The sequence below is a fragment of the Gardnerella pickettii genome, assembly GCF_029226345.1.
Classification (GTDB): Bacteria; Actinomycetota; Actinomycetes; order Actinomycetales; family Bifidobacteriaceae; genus Bifidobacterium; species Bifidobacterium piotii.
Genome location: NZ_JAKNCU010000001.1, coordinates 741,657 through 763,192, shown reverse-complemented (window position 1 = coordinate 763,192; position 21,536 = coordinate 741,657). Strand labels below are relative to the sequence as shown.

Annotated in this window: 19 protein-coding genes and 1 tRNA gene; 16 read left to right on the top strand and 4 right to left on the bottom strand. The window is 37.0% G+C overall.

Annotated features, from left to right (window positions below; genetic code table 11):
• Nucleotides 1–18 precede the first annotated feature (18 nt).
• From pflA to MAF46_RS02910, 12 genes are all read left to right on the top strand, one after another.
• Complete coding sequence (gene pflA, locus MAF46_RS02965; protein WP_004112608.1) at nucleotides 19–900, top strand: pyruvate formate-lyase-activating protein; 882 nt, start codon at nucleotides 19–21, stop codon at nucleotides 898–900.
• Between the two features lie 134 nt (nucleotides 901–1,034).
• Entirely contained in the window at nucleotides 1,035–1,382 is a 348-nt protein-coding gene (locus MAF46_RS02960; RefSeq protein WP_004574578.1) for a hypothetical protein, read from the top strand.
• Between the two features lie 203 nt (nucleotides 1,383–1,585).
• The gene (locus MAF46_RS02955) at nucleotides 1,586–2,968 is read left to right on the top strand and encodes an HRDC domain-containing protein (protein WP_032840218.1); all 1,383 of its coding nucleotides are present in this window, start codon (nucleotides 1,586–1,588) and stop codon (nucleotides 2,966–2,968) included.
• Nucleotides 2,969–3,019: 51 nt separating this feature from the next.
• Nucleotides 3,020–4,378: a trigger factor gene (tig, locus tag MAF46_RS02950; protein WP_060786026.1), complete on the top strand. Its 1,359-nt coding sequence runs from the start codon at nucleotides 3,020–3,022 to the stop codon at nucleotides 4,376–4,378.
• A 137-nt stretch (nucleotides 4,379–4,515) separates the two neighbouring features.
• A complete protein-coding gene (locus tag MAF46_RS02945; protein ID WP_060785908.1) occupies nucleotides 4,516–6,000 on the top strand; it encodes a chloride channel protein in 1,485 nt (494 codons plus the stop codon).
• A 35-nt stretch (nucleotides 6,001–6,035) separates the two neighbouring features.
• Entirely contained in the window at nucleotides 6,036–6,647 is a 612-nt protein-coding gene (locus tag MAF46_RS02940) for an ATP-dependent Clp protease proteolytic subunit (RefSeq protein WP_032813113.1), read from the top strand.
• 5 nt (nucleotides 6,648–6,652) lie between these two features.
• Nucleotides 6,653–7,321 carry an ATP-dependent Clp protease proteolytic subunit gene (locus MAF46_RS02935; RefSeq protein ID WP_060785909.1) on the top strand — a complete coding sequence of 223 codons (669 nt, stop codon included), beginning with the start codon at nucleotides 6,653–6,655 and terminating at the stop codon, nucleotides 7,319–7,321.
• 154 nt (nucleotides 7,322–7,475) lie between these two features.
• Nucleotides 7,476–7,549: transfer RNA gene (locus tag MAF46_RS02930), tRNA-Arg, on the top strand.
• Between the two features lie 109 nt (nucleotides 7,550–7,658).
• A complete protein-coding gene (locus MAF46_RS02925; RefSeq protein WP_230953891.1) occupies nucleotides 7,659–9,209 on the top strand; it encodes a hypothetical protein in 1,551 nt (516 codons plus the stop codon).
• A gap of 45 nt (nucleotides 9,210–9,254) precedes the next feature.
• Nucleotides 9,255–10,040: an SHIRT domain-containing protein gene (locus MAF46_RS02920; protein WP_269145763.1), complete on the top strand. Its 786-nt coding sequence runs from the start codon at nucleotides 9,255–9,257 to the stop codon at nucleotides 10,038–10,040.
• 470 nt (nucleotides 10,041–10,510) lie between these two features.
• Nucleotides 10,511–11,275: a hypothetical protein gene (locus tag MAF46_RS02915; protein ID WP_060785910.1), complete on the top strand. Its 765-nt coding sequence runs from the start codon at nucleotides 10,511–10,513 to the stop codon at nucleotides 11,273–11,275.
• A gap of 300 nt (nucleotides 11,276–11,575) precedes the next feature.
• Nucleotides 11,576–13,126: a zinc-ribbon domain-containing protein gene (locus MAF46_RS02910; RefSeq protein WP_060785911.1), complete on the top strand. Its 1,551-nt coding sequence runs from the start codon at nucleotides 11,576–11,578 to the stop codon at nucleotides 13,124–13,126.
• A gap of 477 nt (nucleotides 13,127–13,603) precedes the next feature.
• Here MAF46_RS02910 and MAF46_RS02905 read toward each other — a convergent pair whose 3' ends face one another.
• Together MAF46_RS02905 and MAF46_RS02900 are read right to left on the bottom strand one after the other, a co-directional pair.
• Nucleotides 13,604–15,052: a hypothetical protein gene (locus MAF46_RS02905; RefSeq protein WP_060785912.1), complete on the bottom strand. Its 1,449-nt coding sequence runs from the start codon at nucleotides 15,050–15,052 to the stop codon at nucleotides 13,604–13,606.
• On the bottom strand, nucleotides 15,049–16,059 hold the full coding sequence (locus MAF46_RS02900; RefSeq protein WP_060785913.1) for a hypothetical protein: 1,011 nt from the start codon (nucleotides 16,057–16,059) through the stop codon (nucleotides 15,049–15,051). The genes MAF46_RS02905 and MAF46_RS02900 overlap by 4 nt, the downstream gene beginning before the upstream one ends.
• 334 nt (nucleotides 16,060–16,393) lie before the next feature.
• On the opposite strand from MAF46_RS02900, the gene MAF46_RS02895 reads away from it, so the two are divergent.
• Together MAF46_RS02895 and MAF46_RS02890 are read left to right on the top strand one after the other, a co-directional pair.
• Entirely contained in the window at nucleotides 16,394–16,600 is a 207-nt protein-coding gene (locus MAF46_RS02895) for a type II toxin-antitoxin system Phd/YefM family antitoxin (RefSeq protein WP_060785914.1), read from the top strand.
• A gap of 14 nt (nucleotides 16,601–16,614) precedes the next feature.
• Nucleotides 16,615–17,526 carry a DNA-methyltransferase gene (locus MAF46_RS02890; RefSeq protein WP_060785915.1) on the top strand — a complete coding sequence of 304 codons (912 nt, stop codon included), beginning with the start codon at nucleotides 16,615–16,617 and terminating at the stop codon, nucleotides 17,524–17,526.
• 46 nt (nucleotides 17,527–17,572) lie between these two features.
• Here the strand turns inward: MAF46_RS02890 and MAF46_RS02885 are convergent, their stop codons facing one another.
• Nucleotides 17,573–18,208, bottom strand: coding sequence for a hypothetical protein (locus tag MAF46_RS02885; protein ID WP_196485402.1), 636 nt, complete (start codon nucleotides 18,206–18,208; stop codon nucleotides 17,573–17,575).
• Nucleotides 18,198–19,892, bottom strand: a complete 1,695-nt coding sequence (locus tag MAF46_RS02880; RefSeq protein ID WP_155640123.1) for a type IIL restriction-modification enzyme MmeI — start codon at nucleotides 19,890–19,892, stop codon at nucleotides 18,198–18,200. The genes MAF46_RS02885 and MAF46_RS02880 overlap by 11 nt, the downstream gene beginning before the upstream one ends.
• A gap of 757 nt (nucleotides 19,893–20,649) precedes the next feature.
• Here MAF46_RS02880 and MAF46_RS02875 point away from each other — a divergent pair.
• Nucleotides 20,650–20,937, top strand: coding sequence for a hypothetical protein (locus MAF46_RS02875; RefSeq protein WP_275883739.1), 288 nt, complete (start codon nucleotides 20,650–20,652; stop codon nucleotides 20,935–20,937).
• Between the two features lie 130 nt (nucleotides 20,938–21,067).
• Nucleotides 21,068–21,355 (top strand): hypothetical protein, encoded by a 288-nt coding sequence (locus tag MAF46_RS02870; protein WP_060785918.1) that lies wholly within the window; start codon nucleotides 21,068–21,070, stop codon nucleotides 21,353–21,355.
• Nucleotides 21,356–21,536 lie beyond the last annotated feature (181 nt).

The following is a 21,536-nucleotide window of genomic DNA, read 5'->3' as shown; positions in this document are numbered from 1 at the left end:
TTATAGGAGGGCATGTAAATGGTTGAAAACACAGCTTTTCGCACTACGACTCAGCACATGTTAAAGGAGTCAAAAGAGTATGCCCGACAAACTTTAATGGGTGGTCTTTCTGGTTTTGAATCTCCAATTGGATTAGACAGAAAAGACCGCTTAGTTGCTCTTAAAACTGGCGATATTGGGTTTGTGCATTCGTGGGATATTAACACTTCTGTTGATGGCCCTGGCACTCGTATGACTGTTTTTATGAGCGGTTGCCCACTTCGTTGCCAATATTGCCAAAATCCTGATACTTGGAAAATGCGCGACGGAAAGCCAGTCTACTTAGATGCAATGATTAAAAAAGTTGACCGTTATCAAAGTCTTTTTAAGGCAACAGGCGGCGGAATCACATTTTCTGGCGGCGAGTCCATGATGCAACCAGCTTTTGTATCTAGAGTGTTTCGTGCTGCAAAAGAGATGGGCGTGCATACTTGCTTAGATACTTCGGGCTTTTTGAATCGCAATTATACAGACGAAATGATTGACGATATTGATCTTTGCTTGCTAGATGTTAAATCTGGTATTGAAGAAACGTATAAAAAAGTAACTGGCGGCTTGCTTCAGCCAACTATTGACTTTGGTCAGCGCTTGGCGAAGGCTGGTAAGAAGATTTGGGTGCGTTTTGTGCTTGTTCCAGGTCTTACAGACAGCGAAGAAAACGTTGAAAAAGTTGCTGAGATTTGCGATTCGTTTGGGGATGCTGTTGAGCATATTGACGTGCTTGGATTCCATCAGCTAGGCCGCCCAAAGTGGCATGAGCTTAGGATTCCATACCCTCTTGAGAATCAAAAAGGACCTTCTAGAGCGCTAAAAGAGCGAGTTGTAAACCAGTTCAAAGACCACGGTTTTGTTGTGTACTAGACTGCATTTAGACTGCATTTAAATTGCGTCAAAAATGTAACTGTAATTTAGGAAATCTTTGCGTATTGTATTGTTTTTTTTTGAAGGATTTTTGTATAATTACATAAACACCCTTTTTAGAGAAAGGATACGCAATGAAGCGCAGAATAGGTTGTTGGATTGCATTAGCTTTTACATTAGCGTTGGCTATTTTTGTGCGGTGTAATGATCAGTTTGGCTTTGGTACAGCGATTATTATTTTAATTGTTTTGCCGATAATTTTATTACCAACAAATATCGTCGCGGCTTTCGATGAAAAACCTCTTATTGAAGTTCCGATAATATCTATTTCTATAACTATTGCCACAGAACTTGCCACTTTCCCAATAAAGGATTTGGGTTTACATGCCCTCTACATTATTCCAACAATTTTGGTTTCGGTAGTTGCATTTACTCTTACTAGATTCCTTAAAACTAAATTGGTTAAGCGCGTAACTCAATAAGAATCAAACAATAAAACAGATTGATTATTTAATTGATTACTTATTTGTGATTAGTCGTAGTTGTGTGCAAAAGTTGAAGCCGTGTTAAAAGATGCACAATCTATAACACGGCTTAAATATTTTTTACGGATATTTTGCAAAAAGTACAGAATATTTTGCAAAAACGTAAGAATTTGGCTAAAGCGTACAATCGGGAGGCGTCTTTGAACGAGGAACCAAAGCTTTTAAAAGAGCCTAGAGAAGGAGTTCCAGAAGTCATTGATACGCTTGAATCATATAAAGAATATTGTAATTTGTTAGCAGTAGGGTCGGGTCCTTTGGCTGCAGACGCAGAGCGTGCATCTGGCTTTAGATATGGTCATGAAGATTGGCTGATTCAGTTCAAACGTAAAGGTGCAGGAATTGGATTGCTAGACCCAATAGCTCTAGAAAAACTTGGCGTTGATTGGAATGAATTTAACAAGGCAGTAGGGGATGCGCCTTGGATTATTCACGATTCGATGCAAGATTTGCCAGGGTTTTTCGATATTGGTTTGCGTCCGCGTGCTTTATTTGACACAGAAATCGCAGCTAAATTGCTTGGCAGAAAGCGCTTTGGATTAAGCTCTGTAACTGAATATTATTTGGGGTTGACTCTTGCAAAAGAACATTCTGCAGCGGATTGGTCGTATAGACCTCTTCCTAGAGATTGGCGAAATTACGCGGCTTTAGACGTTGAATTGCTAATCGAATTAGAAGAAGTAATGAGCAGCGAGCTTAAAAAGCAAGGCAAGCTTTTATGGGCAAATCAAGAGTTTGCACACTTATTAAGTAAAGGTGCTCAAAAGAAGGCTCCTCACCCAAATCCTTGGCTTAGAATATCTCATATAAGCGTTCTTATGCACGATAAAATCGGCTTAATGATTGCAAAAGAGCTGTGGCAAAAGCGAGATGAGCTTGCTCGTCAATACGATATTGCGCCAACTCTATTGCTTTCGGATGCTGCGATTATTGAAGCAGGCAAGCGAAAACCAAGTAATTCTAGGGAGTTTCGCTCGATTCGCATTCTTAACGAACGAGTTAGGATTCACACGGGCAGCGAACAAGACAAGATGTTTGAACGTTATGCTCCAATTCAGCGCAAAATCAAGCCAAATGTGTGGAAAGCTGTTATAGAAGACGCGATTAGTCGCGCTAAAAGTGGGGAAGTTGCTATTGTTTCTAAGCTTGATGATTCAAGTAGTAAATATGGCAATTACAACGATTCTGGCGATTTTGGCGATACTGGCAATTCTGCGGATCCTGGCGATTCTGCTGATTCTAGCGACGCACAAGAATCGCAAGCAGCTCCACGATCTATGAAGTATTGGCGTGATCATCATCCCAAAAGATATGAGCGCTTACAAAATGTAAAGCAGTCTTTAATCAAGATTGCGGAAGATACGCATACTCCTACGGAAATCATTATTAAACCGCAAATTATTCGCAATCTTTGTTGGCAAGATAATATTGAGCATATTGATGTTAAGGAGTTTCTTGTAGAGCAGGGTGCAAGAACGTGGCAAAGCGATTTAATTGCTGAGTCCGTAACTCGCGCTATTATGTAACGGTTGTGCCATATGGCAGAAGCTAGAAAACGTAATTTCAGGAGCGCAAGCGTGAAAATCAGCGTCAGGAATCTTGAGCCAACTAAGGTTAAGCTCACCATTACCGCAGATCTCGAAGATTTTGAGCCATTTATGGATCAGGCTCGTAAAGAGATCGCAAAGCAAATCAACGTGCCAGGTTTCCGTAAGGGACACGTACCAGGCAAGATTGTAGATCAGCGAGTTGGCTTCGGAGCTGTTGCCGGTGAAGCTGTAAATTCTGCTGTTCCAGAGCTTTATTCTAAGGCTTTGGAAGAAAAGAAGATTCGCCCAATGGATCAGCCAGAATTTGACGTTCAGGAAGTTCCAGAATCTGCTAAGGATGAACTTAAGCTTAAGTTTGTTGCAACTGTTGAGCGTCGCCCAGAGTTCAAGCTTAACAAGTTTAAGGGTGTAGAAATCGAAGTAGAGAAGCCAGAAGTTAAAGACAGCGATGTTGAGGCTCGTCTTGAGGCTTTGCGCGCACGTTTTGGCACTCTTGTTGGTGTTGATCGCCCAGCTAAGAAGGGTGATTTTGCTAACATTGATTTGGAAGCTAAGATTAACGACGAAGTTGCCGATTCTCAAAATGGCGTAAGCTACGAGCTTGGTTCCAACACCATGCTTGATGGTTTGGATGAGGCTTTGGAAGGTCTTTCCGCTGGAGAAGAAACCACTTTTGAAGGCACTCTTGAGGCTGGAAAGAACCAAGGCAAGAAGGCTCAGGTTAAGGTAAAGGTTAACTCCGTTAAGGCTCAAGAATTGCCAAAGCTTGACGATGAGTTTGCTAAGGAAGCATCTGAGTTCGACACCTTGAAGGAACTTAAGGAAGACGTTCGTAAGTCTTTGGAGCAAGCAAATGAAGGTCGCCAGGCAACTCTTGCTCGCGATGCCTTTATTGCTAAGATTCAGGAAGAAGTTGAAATTCCTGTGCCAAAGGGTGTTAAAGATAAGGCTGTTGCCGAGCATCTTAAGGGCATGACTCCAGATCCAGAAAAGGCTACTAAAGAGCAAAAGGACGAGGCTGAAAAGGCTGCAGAAAAGGAGCTTCGCGACCAAATGGTTCTCGACGCTTTGGCAGAAAGCCTCGACGTTTCTGTTTCTCAAGCAGACGTTACCAACTTCTTGGTTTCTGTTGCTCAACAGTACGGAATGGATCCAAGCCAGTTTATTAACGCTATTGTTCGCAATGGTCAGCTTGGTTCTGCTGTTCAAGAAGTTGCTCGCTCTAAGGGCTTGCTTGCTGGTATGCGTGCTGTAAAGTTTGTTGCTGGCGGAGAAGCTCTTGATTTGAGTGCTTTCTTGTCGGAAGATGAAGAGCCAGAAGACGAAAGCGTTAAGGCTGCTTCTGCTGCTGCAGCTGTTGCCGACGAGCTTGCTGCGGAAAAGTAGTTAGAGTCTTCTAAATTAGAATCTTCTAATAATCTTGTTGTTTAAGACCTAGTAGAGCATAACTCTGCTGGGTCTTACTTATATTTAATTAAATAATTACGATTATTATAGGAAAATATTAAGAATTGCGAGACATTATGGATAGTAGTTCTAAAACTAAACATGAATCTTGTTGCAAGTTTGGCAAGTTTTGCAAATATGGCAAATATGGCAAGTTACTTAGTTTTGCAATTCTAGTAGCGCGTTTTATTGCATCTTCGGTTGCTCTTGGCGTTCTTGTTGGCTTAGGAGCAACAGTTCTTACGCTTATTTTTTACGCTGTACAATATCTTGCTTTTGGCTCAATTGAATCTGCTAAAAACACTGTATTTTTAGGTCTTCCTTGGTATCGCTATGTGCTATCTTGCACAATTGCTATGACTATTGCTGCACTGGCTTGGTATTTTTTGCGAAAGGAGAATCCTCCTCGAATCGTTACTATTCCACAAGCCGTTAGTGGCAGCAAAATGCCAATTTTTTCTACTATTGCACATGTTTTATTGCAAATCGTCATTGTTGGCTCTGGAATTTCAATCGGAAGGGAAGTAGCTCCTAGAGAATTAGCTGCAATGATTGCTCAGCGTTGCGGCAGTATTTTTAATGTGTCTGTTAAAACTCAGCGTATACTAGTTGCGTCTGCTGCAGGTGCTGGCTTGGCTGCAGTGTATAACGCGCCTTTAGCTGGTACCGTGCTTTCTTTAGGTTTGCTCAGTAAAACTCAAGGTTTTGGTTTTTATGCGTTTCTAAATCGCGAAAACGGTTCTGTAATAGTTAATGCACTTAAAAATATTGCGCGCTCGGAGCGCTTGTATTGCTTGCCTTTTGCTCTTGTTATGAATTATGTTGCTGCGTTTGTTGTTGAGTTTTTATTGCATCATTCTAGATACTACAATATTTCGCAATTTTCTTGCGTGATTTCTTGGCAAATTTGCGTTTTAGCTGTTGTTGTTGGTGCCGTGTGCGGCTTAGTTGGTTACGTTTTTCGCTTGGGTATTATTTGGTGTAGAACTCATGCTTTGCGCGGCATGCAAATGCTGTGTTTTATGCCTGTAGCTGGCTTAGTTATTGGTGTTGCAGCTTGTTGGTTTCCGCATATTATGGGGAATGGTAGGTCGCTTTGCCAACTTGCGTTTTCTGTAGCTAGCTTTCCGTATATGGCAGAAAACTCGCATATTATGATTATTTTGTTGCTTCTTGCGCTAATTAAAATGGCTGCTACTTTGCTTGTTTTGCGCTATGGTGCTTCTGGAGGCGTTTTGCAACCGAGTATTTCAACTGGCGCTTGCTTTGGCGTGATTTTATACGCTATTTTTTCAACAACGGCGCTTTCGCAAGTTTTTGACATTTCGCAAGTTTCCGCAATTTCTGTATCTATTATTGGTGCTGCTTCTTTACTTGCGTCTTCTAGAAAAGCTCCGATTATGGCGTGGCTTTTAGTTGCGGAATTAGTAAACGCACCGTTTACATTACTTTGTCTTATGCTATTTGCAGTGATTGTGTCTAATTGTGTATCTAGTTGTGTGTCTAATTGCGTTAAGCGTTTTACTTCGCATTCTTGTTTTGCGGTCACACGCACACGATAGTCTAGATATATTCAAAATGTTTGTAAGGAGATAAGGTGACTGATCTGTTTACGGCTTCTCCCGTTATGCAAGAAGGGGAGCCACAAAATCCAACGGATTCGATTTTTAATCAACTCTTAAAAGATCGTATTATTTGGCTTGGCTCTGAAGTCAAGGATGAAAATGCCAATATTATTTGCGCTCAGATGCTTATGCTAGCTGCGCAAGATCCTAAGAAAGATATTTGGCTTTATATTAATTCGCCAGGTGGTTCTATTACCGCTGGAATGGCCATTTACGACACTATGCAGCTTATTGAGCCAGATGTTGCTACGATTGCTGTTGGCATGGCTGCTTCTATGGGTCAGTTCTTGCTGAGTTCTGGCACTCCTGGTAAGCGTTTTATTACGTCTCACGCTCGCGTGCTAATGCACCAGCCTTCTGGCGGTGTTGGTGGCACTGCTACAGACGTGCGTATTAATGCCGAGCTTATTATGGATATGAAGAAAACTCTTGCTGAGCTCACGGCACAGCAGACTGGTCATACTGTTGAAGAGATTTACAGAGACAACGAGTATGATCATTGGTTTACAGCTCAGCAGGCTTTGGAGTATGGCTTTGTAGATAAGATTGTTACCACTCCAGCTTCTATGCGTGGGGAGGAGTGATTTTAATGGCAAGTGAAGAAGCAAAGTTTGTTGCTCGCGCTAAGCGTTTGGGCGGATTTGGTCAGACCAGTGGTGTGTTTACAAATCGTTATGTTTTGCCTCAATTTGGTGAGCAAACGCCATATGGTATGAAAACGCAAGATCCATACACTAAGCTTTTTGAAGACCGCATTATTTTTATGGGTGTTCAGGTAGACGACACTTCTGCAGACGACATTATGGCTCAGCTTTTGGTTCTAGAAAGCATGGATCCAAGCAGGGATGTAATGATGTACATTAACTCTCCTGGTGGCTCTATGACGGCTATGACGGCCATTTACGATACCATGCAGTACATTAAGCCAGATGTTCAAACGGTGTGCTTGGGTCAAGCTGCTTCGGCTGCTGCGATTTTGCTTGCTGCTGGCGCTGCTGGTAAGCGTATGATTTTGCCAAATGCTCGCGTGCTTATTCATCAGCCTGCAATGGGTCAAGATTTTGGCAAGGCTACAGAGATAGAGCTTCAGGCTAAGGAAATGTTGCGTTTGCGTGAATGGTTGGAATCCACTCTTGCAAAGCACACTGGCCAAAGTGTTGATCGTATTCGTAAAGATATTGAGGTAGATACTATTCTTACAGCTCCTCAAGCTAAAGAATACGGTATGGTAGACGAGGTTCTGGAGCATAGAGCTTAAGTAGTTTTTGCTTTTTGCTTTTAGACTCTTATGTTTTAGATTCAAACCCTGGCGTGGCGACACGCCAGGGTTTGTATTTTTGCAAAGATGGTTGTATATTAGTCAAGTTGCCAAAAACAACGGAAAGTTAAAGTTCCAAGTTTTTGGAGAACATGCGCCAGTAGCCCAACGGATTAGAGCATCTGACTACGGATCAGAAGGTTGCAGGTTCGAATCCTGTCTGGCGCACAGGTGGCGCGGTGATTTTCACCGCGTTTTTTTTTATACGCGTTTTTTTTTTATAATGGTTGTTATCAAAAGTGATTGATTAATTAATTGAAGAAAAGAGGCATAGCTTATGCAATCTGAGAAAGTTAATCGTTATAGTTTGCGTAAGTTTGGACAACATTTCGTTTCTGCTGTGGTGGCAGTTGTAGTGGTTGGAATTTTGTCCTCTGGAATGGCTCTATCTCAAGCGACACTTGTTCACGCTGATACGGTGGGTACAGATAATGATTTAAGGAATGGCTCAGAAAGTAGCCGTACCGCAGGTTCTGCAAACAAAACTAATCCTTTAACTAAAGATGATGATGGATATTATGATTTAATGACTGAAAAAACATCAGAAAATCTCTATCCAGAAGTTTTTTCAAATGAAGAATTGCAAAAAGCTGAAGCAGAAAAAGACGATAAAGTAAAAATTTATTTCACTCCAAAAGGAAAAGACTTTAACCCAAAAGGAAAAGATACCAAACAATTAACATTAATAGGATGGAGATTTGTAGATTGGTATCCACAAGATGGAACAGTTGATTACTTTATATTTTTACCAAAAAGAAATGTAGGCCTTGCAAGAGCGCAAGTTGGAGCAGTTTATCATGCTTTTAACACCTTAGAAGAAGGCAATAAAATTTCTTTTAATGAAGGTAAATATGCCGAAACGCCATTTTCTCTTTCGGTAAATAAAAAAGTCCTTGGAGAAAATTTAAAAGAGGAAACTAAATTTAAAGTAAATCCAAAGCAAACTCGTGCCTTTATCAGAGTTAGTTATCAAGTAACTAAACAAGACGATGCACTATCGCAAGTTTTTTATGTAGATAGATATGGAGAAGGAAATACTATATTTAAATTTTTTGTAACTTCTGTAGATGCAGATTTTCACTTTATAGATGACAGTAGTTATAGAAAATTAACAAACCAAAAATTATCTTCACCTCTAAAAGAAAGAAGTGAAAGAGATAAAAATTCTTTTTCTAATGAAGCTTTTAAAAAATTAGATTTAAAAGATATGCTTAACATTGTTACAACAGATAAAGCTTTCTTTGGAAATAATCCAGTCTACAAAGCTAGATTGTCCACTCCTTTATTGTCATATGATGGTGATGAAAAAAGTTCAATAAAAAGACCTACTTTAGATCAGTTAAAAGCAAAAACAATTCCAGGATATATTTACTGTGATAATGATATAGATAAGCCAAAAACAAAAGAATTTAAAAAAGATGACGCCACAACGAAAGAAAAGGGCAATCATTATTTAACTTATGGTTACGATAAAGATAGAAATATGTTGACTACAAAACATTATTATGTCACTTATCGTGCCATACCAACAGAAATTGTTGTTCGTCAATTTAAAGAAGATAAAAAAACATCTTTAGATAATAGTTTTGATCTTTACCGTGTGGAAGATAATAAAGAGGTTTTAGTTAAATCTGCTATTAAACCTAATCATTCTCGTGCGGATGAAAAAGAAGATACTATTAATTCTATAGAAAAAATGATGAAAAAAACTACAATAAACGATCAAGGCTATTATGAAACAAATAATCTTCTTTATTTAGAACCGGGAAAATATGTCTTGAAATCAAAAAATTTAGAAGAGCCATACTATAACGAAAAAGAAAATTAGGATTTTACAGTTGGTCTTTTAGATAGTAGTGACAAAAAAACAAGAATAGTCGTAGACTTTAATGCTGGTTTAAAATATAAAGTAAACTATAATTTCAAATCAGAAGATGGCAAAAACTTACCAGATAAAGTCACAAACTTACTGCCAAAAAATGAAAATACATATAAAAAAGGCGAAAAAATAACTCCAGCTGACCCAACGCAAAAAGAAATATTAGTAGACGGAGGGAAATGGACATTCATAGGATATGATGCTAAAGAGCAAACAGTAGCAGACAAAGATTTAACATTCACAGGAACATGGAAATTTACTAGCATAAAACCTATATCTACCCTAGACGAAGCACCTCAATTAGAAGTAGCTGACAAAGAAATAATGGTAGGAGAAGATTTAGATTTAAAAACCTTAATAATAAGTGCAACAGACAAAGAAGACGGTGACTTAAAAGAAAAAGTAGAAATAGTAGATAAAGGTGGTTTTGACAATAACAAAGTCGGCACATATGAAATTACATATAAAGTAGCAGATAGCAAAGGAGCAACTGCAACAAAACAAGCGACAGTAACAGTAAAAGAAAAAACAAAATCAAATCCACAGCCACAGCCAGAGCAAGAGCCACAGCCTCAGCCAGTGACGCCGACTCCGCAGTCGCAGCCAGAGTCGCAGCCACAGCCGAAACAAGAGACAGTGCCGCAGTCGAATCCGCAGCCACAGTCGAAGCCCAAAACCACTTTACCACGGACAGGAACGACCGTTAGTAGCTTAGTGTTGATGGTAAGTGTATTAGTTGCGATGGGTGTTTTGTTTAAAGTAATTAAACGAAAAGATTAATGTTTAATAATTGAACCCCTCTATCTACAGATAGAGGGGTTATAGGCCGAAAGGCCTATAACCCCGTTTTGTAGTATATCTTGACAAGCCGTAACTTGCGAAATAAACTTGCAGTATAAGATTAGGTCAGGAAGCATACGGTGCCCTGACCATTTTTATGAGGTGTGCGGAGTGAAAGAGTATAAAACATTTAATCAACAGCTAGCAATACTACGAAGTGGGGTCTAGTTTCTTACTCATTTGGATATAATGAAACTTTTCCTTCTGAACTCTGAAACTGTTGCTTTTGTGTTATACGTTTCGCAAGCATCACGCTACTTGACCCTTTTGTTAACACGTTAAAAATTGCAGTGGGTTAGACAAAAGGATTACATATCAGTTTTTCTGTCTCAACAAATTCGTACGTACTCTGATTATATTAAAATAGTTTTATAATTTTTACGCACTTTTAAAGAGGAGAGTGTTTAGTTATGGGATATTCAGTTACACAACGCATTAAAAGCATTAAACAACCTTATGGCGGATATTTGCCACGAAAAGAATTTGTTGAAGAATCATTAGGCGAAGGAATAGAAGACTTATACGATAAAGAAAACATTCACCCAAGTTTAGTTGGTATAGTAGTTGACTACATGACTCGTTTAATGTCTGGATCGAGTGCAATAGACGCGTTTAAAATTTCTTTACTGGGCGCAATGATTATAAACGAACGCGATAATGCGTTGAAACTTATGTCCGACATTAAAGGACTTGGCGATGAAGATATAGTTAATGCCGTCAAACTTGTTGGATTCGACGTATGCTTTAGATATGGTCCTATTGGCTACAGGCCTTTTGATGAAATCAATCCCGATGAGCACACAATACAGAACATTAGAGTTATGGTTCAGCGTTCGCTTCATTTTCTTGAGTGTTATGGCCCGAAGGTGCTTGACGGTTTTACGCTAGAGGGCGGTTACACTGATACTGTAAGTGCTGGCGATGGTGATTTTATAACAGCTGATACTTTGTGGGATTTTAAAGTTTCTAAAGAAAAGTTGGATAAGGATCAGACTCTTCAACTGCTTATGTATTGGCGTATGGGTTTGCATTCTATTCATCCAGAGTTTCAGAATATTAAGTATTTGGGTATTTATAATCCTCGTATGAATAAGGTCTACCGCATTGCTGTTGAAAACATATCCGAAGATGTTATACGCGAAGTTGAGAAAGATGTGATTGGATATTCGGATTAGTCGGTTTTGCGTGCTTAGTGAAGGATATCGTTAAAAAGTTTAGCGCGCTGAGGCTTTTAAACTGGTTTCTTACGGTTTTTGAGTGTTATTTTGCGTTTATGGAAACATGTCGATAGCGTAGTGACGATTGAACAGGATAGATAATATGAAAATGCATCTACCTTGCACTCAGACAAAAAGCTAAATTTTTCAAGGATAAAACAATAATTGAGATAGTAGGTGTCAAAGAAAACATTCTGGTTATTTACTTATTGCATATAATAATTTTAAAAGTAATTTATAAAGAATATAGAGTTTATCATGGGAAGAAAAGTTTTACGAACTAAAGAAGAGCTTGAAAATATTTTAACTTCTGGAGGTTTAGAGCTAGCTGAAAACTATGATTCTTCTAAAAGCTATCCTAAAGATTTATACATACTTACTAAATGCAAGATTTGCAACACAGAAGCACATTATCGCATCAAGTATATTATGGAGAAAGCTAATATTGGTGAACCTGTATGTAGAGCTTGTTATTGGAATGCATTGATGAGGTCAAATTATCCTATAGTGCATATAACCTCAGGAACTATTTTTAGTAAATATAGCACTCTTGTGAATCGACGTGGGTTTGAATTAGTTAGTATCCTTAAAGATGGTTCTATAGATAATACTGGTACTATTCTACTTGTTGTATGCAGTCATTGCGGTAGACAAATCGTTGATGACGGTTCATTAAAATGTTCATGCCAAATGCATCCTAACACTGCTTCTCATTACGCTCCAAAAGTGACGAGAAAAGTTCTGGAACCAGAAATAACATATGTTCAGAAAACTTTTTTATCAATTGAAGAAGCAAAAAATACTTTATGTTCTGATGTGCCTGAGTTATTGGAATCATGGGATGATGAGAGAAGCCCATACGAGACAGCAGTATACCCAACAAATTGGAGCGGTATGCGCGCAGGGGATGGGGAATATAGGTTTAAATGTAAGAGGGGGCATCATCCATATGCTTTTCCGTATTCTTATTTAGAATCAGGATGTCCAGCATGTAGAGGTCAAGCAACTCTTGGCACTGGACTTTTTTTGGCAGATACGAATCCTGAGATAGCTTCTGAGTGGCTAAAAGAGAAAAACGGTGTTTATACACCTGAAAATATAAGAGATAATAGTAAGAGAATAGTATGGTGGAAGTGCATAGCTTGTGGTCATGAATGGCAATCTACCCCTAGAGATAGACAAAGAAAAGATGGACAGTTGTGTCCTAACTGTGGAAAAATTCAAGGATCAATAGCTTGGATTTATCCTAAATTAGTTGAGCAATGGGATACTTCAAATCCTGTTAGTCCTTGGTGTATTCGTCCTAATGCAAAATTAAATTTTGTGCCCTTGTGGGTGTGTGAAAACAATCATGCTCATACATATAAGGCATCTATAGTTTCTAGAATCCATGGTGCTGTGTGTCCTGAATGTACAGATTCTAATAAATCAAGGATTGAACTTAAATACTTTGATGCTGTTCGGAAAAAGATAGGAACGGCTCGATCTGGAGCTAGATACAATTATGATAATTTTTCCTATAACTGGTCCATTGATATTTCGTTTAGTATTCATGATAAAAAATTTGCCATAGAATATGATGGCGGATACTGGCATGAAGGGAAAATAGATGTGGATAAACGGAAAACTTCAGAGTTATTGGAGGCAGGTTTCATTGTTATAAGAATTAGAGAAGCTAATCTTCAATCGCTGAACATAAAATCATCTTATTATCATGAAATTTTTGTTCAATCTGATTATAGTGATTTTGATAGTAGTATAAAATGTTTGATTGATTATATTTCAAACATTAGTAGTAATAAAAAATAGATTAATGCTTGGATCTTTTATGAAAGTAAAATATTGAAACCGATAGCTATCTATATGAGAAGAAATCCGATTAAGCAAATTGACAACTTGAAGTACGCTATAAGTAAAAGCAGTAGGCAGTTGGACTTGTAAGTGAGCATTTGTTAGTTGGCATTCGTATTTTTTAGTAAATGTATGATGATAGATTACTCACATTTATAGAAAATGATTACAAGTCTGTTGGCTACTGTCTAAAAGAAGCATTATGAATAAGGGCTTTTTAGAAATTTGTAAAGTTAAAATATGTTATGCGGTAATCTAGCGAGAATAAACTCTAGATTTTTTCTTTTTAAGAGGTCATTTTGCTTTAAAGGTATGTGTTTTGCTTATGCAAGTGGCGTCTTGTTTTAAAAATATTGTCTACAATGAACAGCTCTATTTCGCTTAAAGAATCCTATATTAATTTAATCAGCTTTGATTCATATTGATTAAAAAAAATCAGTTTTCTATCAATCGGTTGTAAAGCTCTATCACATTTGGGGATTTAAAATTGTACTTAAAAATGGAGGCGATAATAATCTGATTATCAGCAAAATCCCTTTTAAGTATATTCATCATCAGTTGAATATTACTTTGATCCACTTCTTTACCACTAGGCGAATCCAAAATAATAGGTAGTTTAATATGCAAATATTTTTCTATTTCAATAATATAAGCAAGTCGAAAAGCAAAAACAGTTTTGTGCAATACAGCACCTGAGAGTTCCTTCAAGTTGGAAGTAAACAGATATGAAGACACAACAGATTTGTTGTCTCCTACACCTAGTTCAGTAACATATTTAATCATGTTAGTGTAAAGAGATTTTATAACACTTGTATTAGATTTCGTTTTCCTTGATATTTCATTACGAATGAATTTTAGTGTCTTCTCCAAGTACTTTATTTTTTTATCTACAGCACTAGCATCAATAGGAACAGAAGCAATACGTCTATCAAAAATATCAATCATACTTTCTGACTCGAAAAATGCTAGTTGCTCTGCTTCGTTGTTTTTTTCTTTTTGCGCATTTGCTAATTCATGCATCACAGATCGCAACTCGGAAGAAGTAATTTTACGCTTGGCTAATAGAAAATCTATGGTATCAGAGAGTCCAATGATGCTTTCAGAAGTAACAGGAAATACTGTACCATCTGGCAGCTGAATGATTAGCTTCATTTCAGACACATACTGTCTGACTCGTTTATTATCTGAAATGCTTTTATCAATTCTCCTAAGTTCGTGTTGAAGAGACTTTTGCTGCATCAGCAACTGCGCAATAACAGCCTCAGATTCTTCAGAATATGAATCAGATGCTACTGTGCCACTTTCTGCTATGATTTCTTCACGATATTTAGCTATACTGGACATTTGTCGATATTTTGAAAGTTCCTTAGAAACCTGTGTTTCTTTACGAATCAAATCACTGCAATCACAATCTGATAATCCACGAATCAGTTCTTCTATATTAAATCGAATACTTCCAATGGCAGTGCCACGATTGAGAAGAGTCCATCCTTTTTCCTGGTCAGTATAAATTGCTCCAAGAATGTTATTTAGCACATCTGTATTTTCCGTTCCAAATATCATTTTATGCAAATCATGCAATTGGTCAGGCAGTATGTACGTTTTCTTCTCGTTAGCTACAGTTGCTTCGATATAATCGTTAGAGTAGCGAGATAAGATTATGTCGCCAATATTGTCTACCAAGATTTGAGAAACAACCTCGCAATGATCAAATCTCATATTTTTAGTACTAGGTACGTTATATCCCAAAGAGTATAGTACAAAGCGTAATAAGGTTGTTTTTCCTTTACTATTCTCTTCGCTGAAAACGAGATTTACACTATCTATAAAATTAAAAGTGCGCTCAAAGAGACCTTCTTTTATCCTAATAGACTGAATAATCACAGATTTACCCCATCCTTAATCTTGTCAATGGTAATTCTTCGACGAATCACATTGTATAAAATAATTTTCGTAAGTCCTTCTAATGTTTGTGCATCAATGTTGTTTGATGAAAATTCTGATTTGTAATTTTCCCAAGAATGGTCTATAAAGTCTTGACACTTTTCTATTGGTTTTTTTGTACTGGGAAACTGGATATAGTCATAGAGTATCTTTGTAAAGAACTCAATACGTTCACAGCAGTAATTAATTATTTCGTTGTATTGATTAACAATCTCGTCATATATTCCTATTTCAAATTGACTCAAAAAATCATCATCACAGCGGTTAATATTTGTCTCATGTACCAAAATAGGCCATATAATATCTTTTTTTGACAACTCAATAGATGAATCTTTTTTTGAGCCATTGATGAAAAGGGCATCACGCCATATCTTAAGCAACCAGTTGCCAAGACCAGGTGATAAATTCGCATCAATACTACCGATAAAATCATTTACCGCTTGCGTAACTGCTTTATATCGTTCTACATCATTATCGGTCTCGAACGGAAATACTTGTATGGTGAATTTCTGTAAATCAAGAGGATTCTCTATGTTAGCAAGATAACCCTTCACTATTTTCTGTGCAGAGGGTGGCAAAGTAGAAAACGTTCTATGAGTAGGAAAACCACAAAAAATACTACTTGAACCTGAATCGTTGAAAGGATTATGAGAATTGGTTATAAAAATCAACTGCTGTACAGTAGTCTTGCTCGCTCCTTCCGAAAGAGAGGTCAATGCCTTTTTAAGGTTTTCTCGGACATGAGAGAAATCACAGCTACTCTTTTCAACAGCCTTTGCTTGAGCGAGAATTTTCTGATTATTAGCTAATTTCAATTCAATATCTTCATTTTTGCTCTCAAGACGAATAGATTGTAACTCCTTGATGTTTTCCAGCATGAGGATAATTGCCGCATTCCTCTGAAAATCGAAGCCAAATAACACTGCATTAGCACGTCTACTTTTCACTGCTGCAACACCTCCATATCAAATTATTACATATTGCCTATATCACTTGTTAAATAGAAATGAATGAATCTAATTATCGCATATAGATTTTGCTTTGTTTAGAGAAGAATGTCCGATAAAAATATATCAGTGGGATTTTTTGAAATATAATTTTAGAATTAAAATGCTGTTTGTGTCGGAGAATAGTTTGATATCTAACCTATAAATGGGTAGTAAAGTAAAGCATGCATATGTCAGTCAAAATAAAAAGTAAATGTAATTATTGTTATCATTATAATATAAGTTGAAAAATGCATTACTATTTGTCATACTTTATATATGAAGGTGGTAACATATGGGTTCTAAAAATAGCAGAAGTACTATGGATTTTTATAATATGTCTGACTTTTTGCGAGGACAATCATCAAAAATTATTACAAAATTGGCTGAGAATGACGAAGCTGCTTTTATACTTAAAAACGGAAAACCACGTGCTGTGATCATATCTAAAGAAAGATATGACCGTTTGGTGCATGCTGGTATAGACATTCTAGATTATTAAAGATTGGTTATTGTATGAAGGACTTTATTAATAAAGTTGTAATTGGAGATTGTATGAAGATACTAAAAAATATACCAGATAATTCGATTGCTGGTTGCGTTACAGACCCCCCCTATAATTATGAGTTTATCGGTAGGGACTGGAATCAAAATGAGATAGAGAGGCGTGTAGAACGAAGTAAATTGAAAAATTCATCAACATTAGTGAAAAATATTCCGTATGGAAGTGGTTTAGCTGGTGGTGTGAGAAATAAAAGGTGGTATGAGAAAAACAGAGAAAATATTTTAGAATATAGAAATTGGATTCGTCAATGGGGAAAAGAATTATTTAGAATATTAAAGCCGGGATCGTATGTAATGGTTTTTAATAGTACTAGAACATCTGCACACGTTCAGGTAGCTCTAGAAGATGAGGGATTTTATGCGAGGGATACATTAGTTTGGAAGAGACAAAGTGGCATACCAAAAGGTTTAAATGCTGAAAAAAAATTAGAAAAGATGGGTGTAAAAAATTCAGAATCGTGGAGTGGATGGCATAGTGCTTTAAGGAATGAATGGGAAGCGATAACTGTAGTACAGAAACCGATAATAAATAATTATTTGAATACACTAAGTTTATATAATGTTGGACTATTAAAAACGCAAGGGGATGGAATTGAGGGATTTCAATCAAATATTTTCGATGGAATAAAAAGAGATTCTAAAAATGGGTTTAATACGCATATTACAGTTAAACCAATAGAACTAATTGAAAGATTAGTAGAAATGATTATTCCTAAAATCGATGGAAATATTGTTATAGATCCCTTTTTAGGATCAGGTACGACCGCAGTCGCTGCAGAAAGATTGGGGATAGATTGGATTGGAATTGAAATTAATCCCGAGTATGCAAAAATAGCAGAGAAACGTATAGATATGAAGGAATAGATAAAAAGAAGATAACCGTAAACATTTATTTACGGTTATCTTCTTTTTATCTATCAATCCAATAGGTATCGTTAAAATTATTAAGCAATTGTAAAATATCAATTCCTGTAAGATTTGTTATGAATTCAAATGAAGCTTTCCCTGTATATGTTGTCCAGCCACCTTTATGAATTGCTGTCATAGCTGCGGGCAAATTGTCTTCTCTAACCATTAAGAATATAGGCTTATAACCTAAATTAGATATCTTTTCTCCGTATTGTTTAAATTTTTTTAAAGTGCCCGAATCTCCAGATCCTACTCTATATTTTGTGTCAATAGCATATTTACCTACTATTAAGTCGTATGGTTCGTCTCTCCCATATTTTTTGGCTGGTTTAAAAAGATCTGGTCTGCAAAATTTAAAAATTTCGATAACAAATCTTTCCCAAAATTTTCCTAATTCTCTACCCCAATATTGCCTGTTTTCACGTTTTATTGCAGGGGTGATATTAAACAGTCTCATTAATGGATCGTATTCATTGTTTTCTTCATCATATGTTTTTGATGAAAAACTATCAGAATATTGCTTTATAAGTTTTTCTAATTCATTTTCTAATTCTGATTTATTATAGTCCATTTCTATTTTTCCTTGCTCTTCTACATTCTTTATAATTTTATTAACTGCGCCAATTTTAAATTTCATCGTCTGTATTTATATTCATCATCATGGCGTAGTGTTGACCTTGAACCATGCAATTAAAAATCATTTCGAATGTTTTTCTTACTTGTTCTACATTAAAACTATTCTCCACATAATTAATACCATCAATTATGCTTACTGATTCTCTTGTTTGTATGTATGCAAGCATCGCTGAGGCAAGATGATAGTATGAGTAATCTTCTATATTGCTGCTAGTAGTAGTAATAAACATATCTTTACTTTTATTTAGCATAATGCTTTTAAGGGTGAATCCGTCATACCCACATATTTGAAGGAAATAATATTCTAATATTCTCCTGATTATGTTAATTATATGGATTGGTTCGTTGACGATTTTATACTCACTCCATAATGCTGAGTATGAGTTTTGAATTGGATTGTAATTCATCATTTCAGATGGTTTTATTGGATCTCTTTTTTCGCACAGTTTAATATTTGATTTGTTACCTGTTTTAGTTACTAGGTATAAGTGTACAAATTGGTAATACTTCACTATATCATATGTAAGTTCTAAAAACTGAAGGCTTGCAAGCTTGTCTTGATATTTTTCTAATTGGCTTTTGCGAATTTTTCTAGAAATCTTTTGATCAGTTTCAATTTTTGTAAGCTCATTTGTTAAGTCATCTAAAAATAGTGGATCAATCAACCTATGAATATTCTTCACAGTAGTGTAATGCATTCCGCCTTTTCGCCGCTGATCATGACTTAATGTTTCTTCCATCAAGGATCCAAAAATAACTGGGCTAATTGTATGCCAATCGAAATCATCTCCAGCGTGCAAAATCGCATTTTTAATTGACTCAGTAAGTTGCGGAATCTCAATATTTTCACGGAACAATCCACCATTTACGTATGGGAATTGTTGCAACTCATCTTCAAGATACTTATCTCTATCTTTTTCTTTAGTATCAAGAGTATTAAATAAGTCAATAAGCTTTCTACGAAGATCGCTAGATTGAGCGTTATGAATATAATTACTGAAAATATGATTCGTAAATAATCCAGCATCTTCAGCATATAAGCAAAACACTATGCGAACAGTTATCAATGCTAAAGAATGATGTTCTTTTTCACTATTCGGATCTACATACTGTTTTTCTAGTTCGTTGTGCAAGTTAGCTACCAATAATCCAGCTTTTTCGGAAAGCTGTTTTTCAATATAGTTGCGCGAACGATTCTCGCTAAAAATGTTACGGAACACAGTTAAATGTTCAGCAAGCTTATCTAAAGTGAACTCTTCAACAGGTGACTTCTGCGCTCTTGGATCTTTCTCAAGATCGTAGAAGCGAAAAGTATTAAAGTTGCATGTACAAATAAAAGTAGGCTTTTTACTGAGTGGAAGATTGTCGGAATATCTTACAGCTTGTTCAGCTGGAGTAACCAAAGTACCTTGACGTTCTTCTGGCTTATCAAGATCAACATTCTTACTTTTTTGTTCAACAAGAAAACGAGAGTCGGTACACAACATGTCTATGTATCCGCCGCCAGCAGTGCGATACTCAAACTCGGTATTGTTTATTGCGTTTGGAACGTCTAGAACGTTTTGCATAAAATCAAGCCAAAACTTCTGTGTTTCCTGTTTTTCGTCGCCGCGACCTTGCCAGCGCTCAATAAACTCTGCTGCCTTTTTATGCTGATCTGCAATATTCATGAGTTTATTATCCAACTTGCTAGGGATTATATATGTTTTTATTGCTCAATTTGTACATAATAACAACTCAGCATCTGTGTATAATAAGCCAGCATCTGCGTATAACAACTCAACATTTGTGTATCAAAACTGTTTCCTTAACGCAACAATTTTGATACGCCTGCGCGTCAACTCTATAAATTAGATTTAGCATACAAACAAAGTCAAAGTTGTGCAATAAAGCAATATTTGCTATCATGAGCTATAGGAGTCTTCCTGCGTTGAAAGTCGGCTTCATGCCGTCGGTTGATTTACTCACCTTAGGCGTTGTGTGGGCTCCTTTACTTTCGCTTATAACATATGAATCATTAAAGACTATAAAACAGTTGGAATATACGAAAGCTAGTCATACCCTCAAACCAACTCGTTACGAGATTAAGGGGTAAGAGGAGCCCTAGCCTTCACTTCGATTCTATCATATAAGTCTTTACCTAATACGCAGTGGTAATCCTTGAAGCGCAATAAGTAAATAAAGAGTCCCGAACAGACGAAGTGTCCAGGACTCACAATCCACTATAGTCTTTCCCTCATACGCAGAGGTGATACTATAAATATTGTGATACAGTATAACCAGCGTGGGGACCTCGGCAACCAGCTTTCAAGACTGGAACATCAGTCTGAGGAGCACCCCACGTTTTTCAGTTTTTTGCAACGATTGAGCGAGAAAAAGAAAAGGGTGGCGCGTTAATACCTTGTTCTCAGTCGTTGAAAATAAGAGAGGAGTGAAAAGCTAATGGATATTATGAAACTTTGTTATGATATGGCTGAGAAGCTCCGTCCCTATGCTGAGCCATATATGAGTGAATTTTCCAAAGAATTTGTTAATGATGCTATTGACGCAGGAGAACCGTCAGTTGCAATTGATGCTTATTTAGTAGAAGCATGGCTACACAAGAGCGCACCTAAAGAGCTGCTAATAGAAGCCTATAACCTGCTAGAGCCTTATGAGTGCGGCGATATACATGACAATATAGCAGACGATTTAGGGTTGCCGCGTAAAGTTGATCCATTAGACGAATAAAAAATAAATTTTATATTAAATCAACAATTATCAGATTTTAACCACCTTGCAAAAGGTGGTAAACAATTAAAAGTATGCGCGTTAATACAGCATTCCCAGTTGTGGAAGATAAGAGAGGTGTGAAAAGCTAATGGATATTATGAAACTTTGTTATGACATGGCTGAGAAACTTCGGCCTTATGCTGAACCATACATGGATGAAACTTGGAAAGAAGCAGCCAATAGTGCTATTCGAGCAGGCGAACCGTCTATTGCAATTGATTATTATTTAGTAGAAGCATGGTTGCACAAGAGTGCGCCTAAAGAGTTGTTAATCGAAGCATATAACCTGCTAGATCCTTATGAATGTGGCGATGACTATGATGATATAGCAGACGATTTAGGGTTGCCGCGTAAAGTTGATCCATTAGACGAATAAAAAATAAATTTTGGTCTATAACACTAGAACCTATAACCCTAGAAAATATGCTTAGAATGAAAATTGCGAGGGATCCCCTCGACTAACAATCTGACGTAAACGGCAGCTGCGAGGCCCTCGCGTTACGTTCATTATATCGTTATTTTTTAGAATATCCAATGTAACAGGGGATTCAATAAAT

Excerpts from the sequence above, each read along its gene's own strand:
- pflA (WP_004112608.1), top strand. The coding sequence starts at position 19 with ATGGTTGAAAACACAGCTTTTCGCACTACGACTCAGCACATGTTAAAG.
- MAF46_RS02960 (WP_004574578.1), top strand. The coding sequence starts at position 1,035 with ATGAAGCGCAGAATAGGTTGTTGGATTGCATTAGCTTTTACATTAGCG.
- MAF46_RS02945 (WP_060785908.1), top strand. The coding sequence starts at position 4,516 with ATGGATAGTAGTTCTAAAACTAAACATGAATCTTGTTGCAAGTTTGGC.
- MAF46_RS02935 (WP_060785909.1), top strand. The coding sequence starts at position 6,653 with ATGGCAAGTGAAGAAGCAAAGTTTGTTGCTCGCGCTAAGCGTTTGGGC.
- MAF46_RS02925 (WP_230953891.1), top strand. The coding sequence starts at position 7,659 with ATGCAATCTGAGAAAGTTAATCGTTATAGTTTGCGTAAGTTTGGACAA.
- MAF46_RS02915 (WP_060785910.1), top strand. The coding sequence starts at position 10,511 with ATGGGATATTCAGTTACACAACGCATTAAAAGCATTAAACAACCTTAT.
- MAF46_RS02910 (WP_060785911.1), top strand. The coding sequence starts at position 11,576 with ATGGGAAGAAAAGTTTTACGAACTAAAGAAGAGCTTGAAAATATTTTA.
- MAF46_RS02895 (WP_060785914.1), top strand. The coding sequence starts at position 16,394 with ATGGGTTCTAAAAATAGCAGAAGTACTATGGATTTTTATAATATGTCT.
- MAF46_RS02890 (WP_060785915.1), top strand. The coding sequence starts at position 16,615 with ATGAAGGACTTTATTAATAAAGTTGTAATTGGAGATTGTATGAAGATA.
- MAF46_RS02885 (WP_196485402.1), bottom strand. The coding sequence starts at position 18,208 with ATGAAATTTAAAATTGGCGCAGTTAATAAAATTATAAAGAATGTAGAA.
- MAF46_RS02875 (WP_275883739.1), top strand. The coding sequence starts at position 20,650 with ATGGATATTATGAAACTTTGTTATGATATGGCTGAGAAGCTCCGTCCC.
- MAF46_RS02870 (WP_060785918.1), top strand. The coding sequence starts at position 21,068 with ATGGATATTATGAAACTTTGTTATGACATGGCTGAGAAACTTCGGCCT.